The following is a 13,180-nucleotide window of genomic DNA, read 5'->3' as shown; positions in this document are numbered from 1 at the left end:
GAGGGCTTTATATCATCATCTACTCGTTATGAAATACTTGAATCTTTACTTATTCAACTATTAAAGTGTTGATGGAGTGTGGCTGGCTTACAGCCGGCGCTGCATTACCGGCGATCCAGAGGTTGTATTTGATCTCCTTATCGCTGGTATTGAGTACGATCACTGCCAGTTTCCCGTCTTTGTTGACGAAGGCAGTCGTTTGCAGCTGGGAGCGGCTGCTGGAGCTTACCACACGCTTCGCACCGGGGCGGATGAATTTTGAAAAATGGCCTAAATAATAATACGCGTTCGTATAAATGAGTTGTCCTTTTTGTGTGTCCGCATGCACGGGCGCAAAGCAGAAGTTGCCCACGTGGTTTGGTCCGCCTTTTTCGTCCAGGAGGATGTTCCAGTCCGTCCAGGCTACGGTGCCGCTGTTGAAATCATTCACGAGGGAGTAACCGTACTTTTCGCCGATGGCCCAGTCGTTCAGGCGGTTGTAATCAAATTTTTCGATACAGCCTTCGGTAAACACGAGGTTGATACCCGGGAAGGCCTGCTGTACCAGCTTTTCGTTTTGGAACTGCATATCGCTGCCGGTCCAGGTTTCGTACCAGTGGTAGCCGATGCCCCAGATATATTTGGCGGCTTCCTTATCCTGGAGGAGCGTGCTGGCGCGTTGATACAGGAGGTCGCGGTTATGATCCCAGGCGATCAGCTTTTTGCCGCCCAGGCCATTTTTTGCCAGCGTAGGGCCGAGGTATTGCTTAATGAAATCCCTTTCTTCTTCCGCGGTGAAGATGCAGGATTCCCAGCGTTGTTTGGCCATAGGCTCGTTTTGCACGCTGAGGCCCCATACCGGGATGCCAAGGGCTTCGTAGGCTTTGATGAATTTCACGTAGTGGTTGGACCAGGCCGCATAATAACGGGGCAGCAGTTTACCGCCCTGCAATACGCTGTTGTTGTCCTTCATCCATGCCGGCGGGCTCCAGGGGCTTACAAACAGCGGCAGCGTGCCGCCGGCCGCCTGGGTGGCCGCTTTGATGAATGGTACCTTATATTGTAAATCGTGTTTGATGTTGAATGTTTTCAAGGTGCTGTCATGGTCTTCCACATAAGCATAGGTATCGCTGCTGAAATCGCAGCTGGCGATGTTGGTCCTGGAAAACGTATATCCGATACCGTTATTAACATCAAAATAAGCTTTCAGCAGCTCCGCCTGTTTGTCCTTAGGCAGTTTATAGAACGTTTCGGCTGCAGCATCCGTCAGCGCGCCGCCGATTCCCTGGAAGGTCTGAAAGGTTACTTTCGGATCCACGAACACGCAGGGCTCTGTTTCAAAAGGCTGCGGCATCGGGTGGAATTGGAGGATGCCATTTTGCGTCAGCCGCAATTGGGTACCCTGCGCGGTAGTATATACGATTGCTTTTTGTTTTTGGCTGTACCCCTGCGCGGCTATGGCGAAGAACGCGGCAGTTGCCAGAATAGTCTTTTTCATCTCTCTCAAAAAAATAAAATTTAATGGTTACCAGACGTAAGTGCCAACGGCGTAGCTACCCAGCGTCACCGCTGCGAGCCTTCCATTTTCACGTATCTGAAACTGCTGTTCGGTAGGATGGTTGTTCACCACTACCAGCACTTTTTTGCCTGCCGGCGTGCGGAAAGCCACGTTATCCAGGTGTTCCGGCTCGTTGGATGCGATCCTTACGGAGCCCGGCGCCACAAATTTGGACGCATGGCCGATCACGTAATAAGACGAGTTGCGGGTAACGCTGGCCCCATCGATGGTAACGCCGCCGAGGCACTGCCCGCAGCCGCCCTTGTCCGTATGCGGGGTGAGCGTGGAATTGGAGGTAAGGTTCCACTGCAGCACATTACGGCTCCAGTTTCGTATAGCCCCAATCGTTAGCCGGGTAGTATTGCCCGTCAGCTCTTTGGCGAAGCTGCCTTTCCCATCGGACCACTGTTCCGTAAAGTAGAGGCGTTTTTCCGGGTAGGCGTCATGAACGGTACTCATGGCGCTGATGCGGCCGCCGTAGAGGTGGAACGCGGAGCCATCGATATACGGATAGGCTGCTTTATCGGCCAGGATGTTCATCGGGTATTCCGGCTTATCGCAGTTATGATCGTACAGGATAATCTTTGTTTTCAGTTTGGCCTTGCGGAAAGCAGGGCCCAGGGCTTCTTTCACGAAGGCGGCCTGCTCCTGCCACTGCATCACCATGCTGGGATTGTTGCCGCCATGCAGCGGTTCGTTCTGAATGGTAATGGCGTCAATGTGGATGCCTTCCGCTTTCATGGCATTGATGTACTTGACAAAATACCGGGCATAAGCCTGGTAGTACTCCGGCTTCAGGCTGCCGCCGATGAAGGAGTTGTTGGTTTTCATCCAGGCTGGCGCCGTCCATGGGGAGCCGAGGATTTTAATGCCGGGATTGAGTTGCAGTATTTTTTTCAGTACAGGGATCAGGTCCGCTTTTTCCTTGCCGATGGAAAAGTGCTGCAGGGCGGTATCTCCGGGCACGTCGTCGTAGGTGAATACTTCTGCGCTCAGGTCGGACGCTGCGATGCTGACACGCAGGTAGCTGATGCCGATGCCATTGTCTTTCGTGAGGAACAATTCTTTCAGCAAGGCGTCCTGCGCGGCGGCAGGCATTTGATGGATATGCGTGGCGCTGCCGCCGGTAAGGGTAAAGCCAAAACCATCAATCGATTGAAATTTTTTTGTGGCATCCACGTCAATGATGGGGGCGCCGTTATCACTATTAGTAAAAGAAAGGCTGTTCGCTTGTTTTTGCAATAAGGCGGAGCGGTCAGGGTTACTGATCCAGGCGTCCACCTTTCCCCGCTGCGTTGCCTGGCCATAGGCGCTAGTACCCGCCAGCAGCAGCGCGAGGGTATATATAACGATATTTCTGTTTGCTTTCATCTATACGTGGATTTATTGATCTATCATCTTGTACACCCGCACATAATCAACCTGCATGGCCGTAGGAAAAATGCGGTCGTCCACTCCCTGCTTGCCTCCCCAGTCGCCGCCTACGGCTACATTGAGCAACAGGTGAAACCGTTTGTCGAACGGCCATACCTCGAAGCCCTGCCCTTCATTCTTCATTTCAAACACCTGCCTGCCGTCGATATAAGCGCGGATGGCAGCGGGCGTCCAGTCCAGCCGGTAGGTATGGAATGCATCGTAAATGTTGTCCACCTCCGTTACGCTGGTTTTCTGTGTATTGATTTTAAAATAGTATGCTTTCGTGTGCATACTGACATGGACTTTGCCGGGATTAAACCCAACGTGTTCCATGATATCCATTTCCCCGGAGTTGGGCCAGCCGCCGTATGCCCAGTCGGTGGGCAGCATCCAGATGGCGGGCCAGGTCCCCCTGCCTGCGGGCAGCTTCGCTCTGATTTCGAAGCGGCCGTACAGGAAATCTCCTTTGCCTTTGCTGATCACGCGGGCGGAGGTATAATGTCTGTTTTCCTTATCCTCTTTGCGGGCAGTAATGGTGAGTACGCCATTGCCTACGATGGCATTGCCGCTGTCGGTGTAATATTGCAGTTCGTGGTTTCCCCAACCACCGCCGCCAACGTCATATCCCCATTTGGCGGGATCGGGCATACCGGAATAATCAAACTCGTCTGCCCAAACAGGCGACTGTTCAAATTTCCAGGCTTTGTCAACCGGAACTGGTAGTTTTTTGGGTGAGGTAGTATCGCTGCTGGCCAGGCATAGCTGTGAAACCATCAGCATGGAGACGAAAGATACTGCAACCGCGTTCATTACGTGTGGAAAATTTGATGAGTGGTAACCGTTGTTCCGGGGAAACCGCCATAAGCCGCAGCGCTGGCGGTTTCCCCGGCATTTGCATCTCTCCGCAGGGCGAAACGCAAATACCGGTAACCGGAACAAAGTGTATTATCTGATCTGCTCAAGCAGCTTCACACTGTCAACCGTGATGCCTGCCGCACCCAGCCCGTTGGCAGGGGAATTACTACCCGCTTTGATGACGATGTAATAATCAGCCGCATCGCTAAAGGTTACCAGGCCTGCTTTACCGGCCGCTGCGCCGTTGCATGCCGCCGGAACGATGTTGCCGTTCATGGCAGCGAGGCCGCAGGCGCTGTTGGTATTGAAACCTGCCACAAGATTGGAGGTGTAATTAAAGTTGTTCAACGGCAGGTCCTTACCGATGTAGGCTTCGAACCAGGCGGAATCGCCCGCCAGTTTTACCAGCTGGCCTCTTGCGAAAACCTGCAGGTAATAATCGCGCTTAGGATTGATCTTCACTTTGCGATAAATACCGCCGTTGGAAGCGGCATTGGCAGGCTTGGAGAAGTTCACGCCGTTGGGCGTATAGGTGATAGTAGTGGCTACTGCGCCCATTTTGAGCGACAGCCATTGGGTATCCACCCTGGATTTGGTGAGGTCGTAGAATCCCACGATCTGCGCCGGCGGGATATCCGCGGCCACCGTTACCTGTTGTTTGGCGGTAGTGGAACCGCCCTGCGTATAGGCGGTCAGGTTAATATCCCAGGCGCCTTTACGGCCGAAGGTAAGGGTATCAGTTTTCAGCGTAGAGGCGCCACCGTTAGACGCCGCCCACACGCTCATAAAAGCGCCCTGGGTGGTGTTGCTTACTACAAAACGGTTACCGTCGTTGGCCACCGGCGTAACGGTGAAGGAACCTGCAGGGATTGCGCCCAGCGATTTTTTATCGGATTCCGGAGAACAGGCGGCAAAGGCGCTTGCGCCCAGCAGCACTGCGGCTAGTATATTTTTATTGGCAAATTTCATGAATAGACTTTTTAAAGGTTGTTGACAGCATTATTTAGTGCCACCATATTCTTTGTTCTGCTGAATTTTGGTGTTTTCCAGCTCCTGTAACGGGATCGGAAGGATTTCGTTCCTACCTGCCTTGAATCCTTTGGATGCCAGCACGGTAGCGGCATCGCCGGTTCTAACGAGGTCGAACCAACGATGACCTTCGCCAGCCAGTTCCAGGCGTCTTTCTTTCATGATATTGTCGATCGTGGCGGACACGGGGTTCAGGCCCACGCGTGCACGCACGGCGTTCAGCAACGTATAGGCGCGGCTGCCTGCTTCGGTACCGCCGCCGGCTCTTACCAGGGCTTCCGCTTCCATCAGGTAGCTGTCCGCCAGGCGGATTTCATAGAGGTTCTGCCCGAAGTTCAGCTCCACGTTACCACCGCCGGTAGTTCTGTCGGAATTCTTAGCCGCAAACTTGGCGAGGAAATAACCGGTGTTCATGTAGCCTTTCTCGTATTTGGCAATACCGTTTTTCTCCAGGCTGTCCAGGTTGATGATGGTGGCATTGAAGCGGGGATCGAAGTGCAGCGCATCGAAGAGGGACTGCGTTACAGGCAGAAAGCTCCAGCCTGAATAGTAATCCGGCGCGCCCGGGGTTGGAGAATAACCGCGAGGGCCTACCATTACGTTCAGCACGTTACCTTCCGTGCAGGAAGTACAATCCCAGGTACCGCCACTCAGGGAAGAGAAGGAGATTTCGAAAATAGATTCGGAATTGAATTTATTGGTAAATTTCCACAAGTCCGCATAGTTGGGCAGCAGGGAATAACCGTAAGCGTTGGAAGCGCCCGGAATACCATTTACCAGTTCAAACTGGGCGGCAGCTTCGGCATATTTTTTCTCCCAGAGATATACTTTTCCCAGCAGGGCATGTGCGATGCCTTTGTTCATACGCCCGGTTTCGGAACCGGCGAGTTTATCAGGCAGCTGGGTTTCAGCGATAGCCTCTGTAAGGTCCTTTTCAATCAGCGCCCATACCTGTGCGGGGTCCGCCTGTTCTACCGTGTTAAACTCGGAAGTAGCGAGGGTTTTGGTGATCAGGGGAATGTTTTTGAACAAGCGTACCAGGTCAAAATAGAAGTAAGCGCGGAGAACTTTACATTCAGCTACAAAACGCTTCTTTTTATTTTCGTCCATCGGCACGTTCGGCAGCTTTTCCATCAGGAGGTTAGCCCTGAAAACGCCGGCATAACCTTTCTGCCATAATTCCGCAGAAGGGCCGGTGGCTGCATCCACGGTGTAGTTGGACATTACCTGCAAGCCGGAAACGTCCGTAGAGCTACCGCCGCCTGCATAGTGATCATCGGAGGCGGCATCCGCCATACCTGTTTTGGTGATATAGGCGTTACCCTGCCAGCCCAGCACATCGTACACCGCTACCAGGCCCTTGAAGGCTTCGGTTTCGTTACGGTAGTAATTATTTTCTACCGGGGTACCGGTCGGATCTGTTTCGAGGAAACTTTTACTACAAGCAGCAAACACTAACAATCCACCCGCTGCTATTATTATAGATTTAAAGAATTTTCTTTTCATTTTGTCCTGCTTTTTAAATTATCAGAAAGTAACATTCAGACCAAACATGTAAGAGCGCGCCTGTGGATAGATACCACGGTCGATGCTGGATACGGTACCACCGATTTCAGGATCGAAGCCGGTGTATTTGGTGAAGGTAAACAGGTTCTCACCGGTAACGAATACGCGTAAACGTTGCGCACCGATGCGTTTCAATACGTTGTTGGACAAAGTATAACCAATCTGCAATACTTTCAGACGGAGATAGTCGCCATCTTCCAGGTAGAAGTCAGAAGGATTGGAGTAGTTACGGTTAGGATCATCCAATGTCATACGCGGATAAGTATTGGAAGTTCCTTCGCCGGTCCAGCGGCCCAGCGCTTTGTTCTGCATGTTCGCTTCCTTGATATCGAGGCGGCGCAGACCCTGGAAGATTTTGTTACCACCGGCGCCCTGTGCAAACAGGTTGATATCAAAGTTTTTGTAGGTAGCGGAGATGTTGAGGCCGTAAGTCCAGGTAGGCATCGGGTTGCCAAGCACCTGGCGATCCGCTTCGGTGATGGCGCCATCGCCGTTGGTATCTACCCAACGGAAATCCCCTGGTCTTGCATTCGGCTGAATTTTATTGCCTTTTCCATCCACATAGGCATCCACTTCCGCCTGGTTCTGGAAGATGCCGGCAGTTTTGAAGCCATAGAAAGCATTCAGCGGGTAGCCCAGCACGGTGCGGGTGATCGGGTAAGTGGAGCTTTGGAAGTTCTGCTGGTTGGTAGTGATGTAACCTACGCCATCGCCCAGGTAGAGGGATTTATTTTTAACGTAGGACGCATTACCGTTTACGTTCAACTGCACTTCGCCGATCTTGCCGTGGTAACCCAGCTCCATGTCGATACCGCGGTTTTGGTTATCCGCCACGTTGGCAGGAGGGTTGGAGAAGGAACCGGTGTATGTTGGTACGCGCGGGTTCATGAGGATGCCCACTGTCTTTTTATTAAACCAGTCGAATGTGAAATTGAAGTGCTTTAAGAAAGCGAGGTCAAAACCGATGTTGGTCTGGTGGGTTTCTTCCCAGTGCAGCAGCACGTTGGCAGGCGCGTTCGGGCTGTTACCCACGAGGATTTCGCCACCGATGGTATAGTTTCTGCCATCGCCGATGGTAGAAAGGTAGCCATGCTCATTCAGGGCGCCGTTATCGACGATGTAGTCGTTACCTACGCTACCGTAACCACCGCGGATCTTCAGGAAGTCGATCACGTTGTTTTCAGGGAAGAATTCCTCTTTGGTAGGTACCCATCCCAGTGACACGGACGGGAATACGCCGTATTTCCTGTCAGTCGGGAAACGGGAGGAACCATCGCGGCGGATAATACCGGTTACCAGGTATTTCTCTGCGTAGTTATAGTTCAGGCGGCCGAAGTAGGAAGCTACGGTATGTAACAGCCCATCCTTTCCGCTGGCGGTTTTATTGGTGTTGGCGATTTTATAGTTCAGGGAAGCTTCTTTGAAAGTAGAAGCCGGGATGCCGAAGTAGGCGACGTTGGTGTTTTGCAGGTAGCCGTCCATATAGGCGCCCTGCCCTACCAGCACGCTGAAGTCGTGTTTATTGATCGTCCTGGAATAGGAGATGGTGTTTTCCAGGTTCCAGGAGCGGTTGTTATTCTGATCCCTGGTGAAGCTGGTCCTTGTGTTGGTGGTAGAAGAGTTCAGGTAATACACCGGAACGAAGTTATCGGAGCCGTAGAAGGCCATCTTACCGCCAAAGGTGGATCTCAGTTTCAGGCCTGCGATTGGTTCCGCTTCCAGGTAGGCATTACCTACCAGGTTATGGGAGTAGTTGTAGTTACCTAACCTGGTTTGGATATAGGCGAGCGGGTTAGTGATCTCCTGTTTTACCGCATCGGAGATGCCGTACGGGTTACCGGAGGCGTCGCGCACTACGCCGGTGTTGGTGTAGGGAGCGTTGGCCGCAACGGTTTTATCGTACACTACTGCCGGCGTGATAGGGTCCAGGTTGATCGCGGAGCTGAGCGGGCCGCCGAACTCGCTGTTGGTGTTACCGAGGCCGGAGTTCTTTTCGTAGGCGTAGCTGAGGTTTTCACCGAAAGTCAGCCATTTGGCGATCTTGTGGGTGGAGTTGATACGGTAGGTAGCGCGCTGATATTTAGAGATATCGGTAGCTACGATACCATCCTGTTTCATCAAACCGAAGGAAGTATAGAAAGTAGAACGGTCGTTACCGCCGCTCAGGCTGATCTCATGGTTTTGGCGGAAAGCGTGGTTGTTGAAGATGAGGTCCTGCCAGTCGGTACCTTCGCCCAGTGCGGCCGGGTTCGCGTATTTAGGCGCTTTCCCGTCTGCCACCAGCCCTTCGTTGATAAGGGTGGCATATTCAGTGGCATTGAGGAGGTTCAGTTTACGTGCAGGAGCGGAAGTACCCACGTAGCCGTTGTAGTTAACCCGCAGTTTGCCTTCCTTACCTTTTTTGGTGGTAATGAGGATAACCCCGTTAGCGGCGCGGGTACCGTAGATGGCTGCAGAAGCGGCATCTTTCAGTACTTCCATGCTTTCGATATCGGACTGATTGAGGTAGCTTACGCCGCCGTTGTCCACCACTACTCCATCCACTACCCACAGCGGGTCGTTGTTATTGAAGCTGGTGTTACCGCGGATGCGGACAGAGGAAGCGGAACCCGGCTGGCCGGAAGAAGCTACCACGGTTACGCCGGAAGTGCGGCCCTGCAGTACCTGCTCCACGCGGGTTACCGGTTGGTTCTCAAACTCAGTGGATTTGATGGAGGAGATGGAACCGGTTACCACGCTTTTCTTTTGCACGCCATAACCTACTACCACGGTTTCCGTCAGGGAGGTGGAGGACAGGGCCAGTTTCACCGTCATTGCGTTGGCCGACGCCTGCAGCACCTGCTGATTATAGCCGATAAAAGAAAAAGCCAGCTGGGATTTAGGACTGGGTACTTTAATGGAAAAGTGCCCGTTTGCATCCGTGGCGGTACCGGTGGAGGTGCCTTGTACGCGGATGGTAGCGCCGGGAATGGGGTCGCCCTTCTCGTCCACTACTTTACCGGTAACGGTGATGGAGGAATCGGCAGCAGCGGTATTAACGGAACTGGCTTTTACCAGCGTAATACGGGAGCCTTCCACTTTATAGGAAAAAGGCTGTCCGGCCAGCGCTTTATCCAGCGCGGTCTGAACAGAAACATTTTTTACGGAAATAGTAACAGGATAAGTTGCTGCCAGTTGAGCTTCATCGTAAACTACAGAAATTCCAGCCTGGCGGGCCACCTCACGCAGTACTTTTTTCAAGGGAGCGCCTTTCTCTGAAAGTGTGATCTGCTGCGACAATCCTTTTGCGCTGATATGTAAGCAAGCGGCGAGCAGCAAAAAGGCAGTCAATTTCATAACGCAGAACGTTTTTGTAGATACAAATTTCCGGGCACCGGAAACTATACCACTAAAGTTAAATTGCATACTTTTGTAGTGTTTGGGAATTGACGAATATGATTCGATAAGGGAATTCTGTTCAGTTTATTTGCCCAAATTATTGCCGGGAGTGTTGCGAGCGCTTCCGGTATTTTTTTGGACACCTAAACTGTTAACTTGTTTCGGTTGTCATGTCTGTTCTCGGTTGTTTTCAGTTTTAACTTTAATAATTGAACGTGGTACTGCCGTCGTGGATGCCGGCCGATTTCATACGCTGTCCCTTTTCAGTTCGAGTTGTTGTTTTAGTTAATAATTTCTAATTCTCTCATTTCGCTGAAGGCGTTACCACCAGGGTTCGCCCGTTGAGGGTAAACTCGGCGCCGGCGCTCTTCAGCATCGGTAATATTTCCGACAACGGCAGGTTGCGGCTGATACGGCCACCCAGCCTGCTGTTGTTGTTTGCGAATTTGTTGACGATGTCCAGGTCGTACCAGCGGCCCAGCTGGCGCAGGATCGTGGACAAGCTTACATTGTCAAATTCAAAGAAGCCGGTTTTCCAGGCTATAACGCCCTGTACATCCGCATCTTGTACAGTTGCCACCCCGGTTTCGTTATCCAGAGCCACCTGCTGCCCCGGCTTCAGGTATTTTTCAATCGTGCCGGCTTTCACTTTTACGGCGCCTTCCACCAGCGTGGTCCGCTGCTCCTTCTCGTCGGCATACGACATAATATCAAAGCCGGTTCCCAGTACCTGGATAGTCGTGCCGGCGGCTTTGACTATAAAGGGTTTATTACTGTTTTGGGCGACTTCAAAGTACGCCTGGCCTTTTATTTCCACGGTACGGGTATTGCCCGTAAACGCAGTAGGATAGCGCAGGCTGGACGCGGCGTTGAGCCAAACCGTCGATCCGTCAGGTAATACCAGTTTAAACTGGCCGCCACGTGGTACGTTAAGCGTATTAAAAGTTTCAGCCTGTGTAGTCTGGCCATCTGTTTCGTAGAGCAGCTGGCCGTTTTGTTGCTTAACTTTTGTACCTCCCTGGACGATTACCTGATTTCCTGCGCTATCTAATGTAACCTGAGTGCCATCTGCCAATGTCAGTATGGCTTTATCTGATCCTGGTTTAATATCCGCCACGGATGCGATCTGTTTTACCACCGCAGGTTTCGACCTGTTGTTATTATACAGATAGCCCGCTGCCACTACCACTCCCGTCATCACGGCGGCTGCCACCATCCATTTCCGGCGGCGCAGCTGGTGTACCGGCGCTTCCTTATCCCGGCTGATTTCCTGCAATAACCTGGTTTCTACCCGGTTACTCATGGATTCCGGGACGATGGCCGGTTCCGTCATACTCCGTTCAAATTCCTCCTGCATCGCCTGCAGCGCAGTGCGGCGCGATTCCTTGGTATTCAGCCATTGAAGGAGCTCTTCGGATTCCTCCGGCGTACACTTACCTTCCAGGTATTTGGCCAATAGTTGCTGATAGTATGATGCAGGGTGATGCATAACGTGTATAACGTGGCAGGCACTTTTTTGCAGTGCGGCTAAGTACTATATCCTAAAATTGAAATGGAGGGTACCCCTCCGGAGAAATTTTTTTTTAAAAAAACATCGCAACAAGGCAAGATGCTACCAGTATGTCGCCATGCCTGTATATATAGTCCTGTATAAAACGCATGCTCAACACCATGTGTTTTTTCACCGCGTTCCTGGAAATCCCCAATATGGCGGCGGCTTCCTCGTAGCTTTTGCCTTCCTGCCGGCAGAGGCGGAAAACGTTTTGCCGCTGCACGGTGAGCCCGGCTACGGCCTCCCGGAACAGGCGTTCATACTCCCGGGTATGCACGTCCACCTGGTTGGCGGTTTCGCGCTCCTGCAGCTGCGCATACAATTGCGCCCGCAGCTCATGGTCATCAGCGAGTTTATGGATTGTTTTGAGGACGTGGTTCCTGGCGATCCTGTAGAGGTATCCGCCGAAAGACAATTCCGGGTTAATCCGGTCCCTTATTTCCCAAACCTTTAAAAATACGTCATGTACAAGGTCTTCCGCCAGGGACGGCACCTTGCAAAAACGCAACAGGTAAACATATAAACCAGGGTGATAGTGCCGATAAATAGTTGAAAAGGCCGATTCATCTCCCCCACGCATCCTGTATAACACTTCCTCTTCTGAAGGCATTCGCTCCATAGTAATAAAGAAATAGTTGTCTAAAGGCTATGTGTAAATTATATAAAACTACTAAGATTACTTGCAAATTTATGCCGTGCCGTTATTCTTTGCTAAATCGAAATTTTACTGAATTAAACGTAATTTCTACACCTGCTTCCCCTCTTTTTTCAACTGCAAACTACAAACAAGAGCAGGTAAATTCCAAGGCCCTTTTTTCCGTCCAGTAATGATAATCTCTAAAGCTTACAAAACCAACGTGTCCACCTCTCTCCGGTGTTTCCAAATATAAAAACGGATGGCTGGCCGCTATCTCGTACGGGTAGCATTCCTTGCTGAGAAACGGATCATCCTTTGCATTGATTAACAGGGTCGGTACGCTGATCCTGTGCAGAAAGCCCAGGGAGCTGCAGCGCCGCCAGTATTCCAGCGCGTCCGGGAAGCCATGCAGCGGCGCTGTATAGCGATCGTCGAACTGCCGGAAGTTCTTTATCAGCTCAAAACCTCTCAGGTCGATCGCCTCCGGGTACAACTGCTGCTTTAACGCCAGCTTCTGCCCCAGCGAACGAATAAAGCGGTTCATATAGATGCTGTTATGAGGTTTGGCCAGTTCAGTGGAACTGGTGACCAGGTCACACGGCACTGATATCGCTACCCCTGATTTTACCCTGGGGTGCAGCAGCGTTCCCTTCTCCCCCAAATACTTTAAAGTAACATTCCCTCCCAGGGAAAAACCTACCAAATGGATACTGCTATACTTTTCCAGTGCCGCAATATGCTGCACGACCGCGTCCAGGTCGCCCGTTTCCCCGCTATGGTAAAACCGCAGTTGCTTATTTGGTTCGCCGCTGCAGCCCCGGAAGTTCATCGACACCGTGTCAAAGCCTGCTGCATTAAAGATCTGCACCATGCCCAATACGTACTTCCTGCTGGCATCCCCTTCCAGGCCGTGGAGGATGACCACCACACGGTCGCTCCCGCGGACGCTGAAATCCAGGTCGAGGAAATCCCCGTCGTCCGTTGTAATCCGTTGCCTTTCATACGCAGCCGGCTTTATCCTCCTGAATAAAGTAGGATAGATCGTCATCAGGTGACGGTTGCGCAGCAACATCGGCGCCTCATAGTCAGAATTTTTCACGAGCGGCATAACGGGCGTAAAATTAGGTACTTTCCCACATATATCGACGCTTTTCAATATACCACCTTGATGTTAGTCAGCAATAATATCTACACGCCTTGTGATAACCTG

The 13,180-nt window shown here is 51.7% G+C and carries 9 protein-coding genes; all 9 read right to left on the bottom strand.

What is annotated here, in order from left to right:
* Positions 1-49: 49 nt before the first annotated feature.
* Entirely contained in the window at positions 50-1,477 is a 1,428-nt protein-coding gene (locus BOC67_RS18575; RefSeq protein WP_291912282.1) for a glycoside hydrolase family 30 protein, read from the bottom strand.
* A gap of 27 nt (positions 1,478-1,504) precedes the next feature.
* Positions 1,505-2,908 carry a glycoside hydrolase family 30 beta sandwich domain-containing protein gene (locus tag BOC67_RS18570; protein WP_291912280.1) on the bottom strand — a complete coding sequence of 468 codons (1,404 nt, stop codon included), beginning with the start codon at positions 2,906-2,908 and terminating at the stop codon, positions 1,505-1,507.
* 12 nt (positions 2,909-2,920) lie between these two features.
* Entirely contained in the window at positions 2,921-3,763 is an 843-nt protein-coding gene (locus BOC67_RS18565) for a glycoside hydrolase family 16 protein (protein WP_291912277.1), read from the bottom strand.
* Between the two features lie 135 nt (positions 3,764-3,898).
* Entirely contained in the window at positions 3,899-4,777 is an 879-nt protein-coding gene (locus BOC67_RS18560; protein ID WP_291912274.1) for a hypothetical protein, read from the bottom strand.
* A gap of 30 nt (positions 4,778-4,807) precedes the next feature.
* Positions 4,808-6,343 (bottom strand): RagB/SusD family nutrient uptake outer membrane protein, encoded by a 1,536-nt coding sequence (locus BOC67_RS18555; RefSeq protein ID WP_291912272.1) that lies wholly within the window; start codon positions 6,341-6,343, stop codon positions 4,808-4,810.
* Positions 6,344-6,364: 21 nt separating this feature from the next.
* Positions 6,365-9,739 carry a TonB-dependent receptor gene (locus tag BOC67_RS18550; RefSeq protein WP_291912270.1) on the bottom strand — a complete coding sequence of 1,125 codons (3,375 nt, stop codon included), beginning with the start codon at positions 9,737-9,739 and terminating at the stop codon, positions 6,365-6,367.
* 346 nt (positions 9,740-10,085) lie between these two features.
* Positions 10,086-11,270, bottom strand: coding sequence for a FecR family protein (locus BOC67_RS18545; protein ID WP_291912269.1), 1,185 nt, complete (start codon positions 11,268-11,270; stop codon positions 10,086-10,088).
* A gap of 94 nt (positions 11,271-11,364) precedes the next feature.
* A complete protein-coding gene (locus tag BOC67_RS18540) occupies positions 11,365-11,913 on the bottom strand; it encodes a sigma-70 family RNA polymerase sigma factor (protein WP_291912460.1) in 549 nt (182 codons plus the stop codon).
* 199 nt (positions 11,914-12,112) lie between these two features.
* Positions 12,113-13,078: an alpha/beta fold hydrolase gene (locus BOC67_RS18535; protein ID WP_291912267.1), complete on the bottom strand. Its 966-nt coding sequence runs from the start codon at positions 13,076-13,078 to the stop codon at positions 12,113-12,115.
* Positions 13,079-13,180: the final 102 nt, after the last annotated feature.

Origin of the sequence: Chitinophaga sp. CB10, assembly GCA_001870995.2 — a bacterium.
GTDB lineage: Bacteria > Bacteroidota > Bacteroidia > Chitinophagales > Chitinophagaceae > Chitinophaga.
The sequence above is the reverse complement of the archived record's forward strand: the minus strand, read 5'-3'. Positions and strand labels throughout refer to the sequence as shown.

Bases quoted from the DNA above. Each gene is read 5' to 3' on its own strand.
- BOC67_RS18575 (WP_291912282.1), bottom strand. From the start codon at position 1,477: ATGAAAAAGACTATTCTGGCAACTGCCGCGTTCTTCGCCATAGCCGCG.
- BOC67_RS18570 (WP_291912280.1), bottom strand. From the start codon at position 2,908: ATGAAAGCAAACAGAAATATCGTTATATATACCCTCGCGCTGCTGCTG.
- BOC67_RS18565 (WP_291912277.1), bottom strand. From the start codon at position 3,763: ATGAACGCGGTTGCAGTATCTTTCGTCTCCATGCTGATGGTTTCACAG.
- BOC67_RS18560 (WP_291912274.1), bottom strand. From the start codon at position 4,777: ATGAAATTTGCCAATAAAAATATACTAGCCGCAGTGCTGCTGGGCGCA.
- BOC67_RS18555 (WP_291912272.1), bottom strand. From the start codon at position 6,343: ATGAAAAGAAAATTCTTTAAATCTATAATAATAGCAGCGGGTGGATTG.
- BOC67_RS18550 (WP_291912270.1), bottom strand. From the start codon at position 9,739: ATGAAATTGACTGCCTTTTTGCTGCTCGCCGCTTGCTTACATATCAGC.
- BOC67_RS18545 (WP_291912269.1), bottom strand. From the start codon at position 11,270: ATGCATCACCCTGCATCATACTATCAGCAACTATTGGCCAAATACCTG.
- BOC67_RS18540 (WP_291912460.1), bottom strand. From the start codon at position 11,913: ATGCGTGGGGGAGATGAATCGGCCTTTTCAACTATTTATCGGCACTAT.
- BOC67_RS18535 (WP_291912267.1), bottom strand. From the start codon at position 13,078: ATGCCGCTCGTGAAAAATTCTGACTATGAGGCGCCGATGTTGCTGCGC.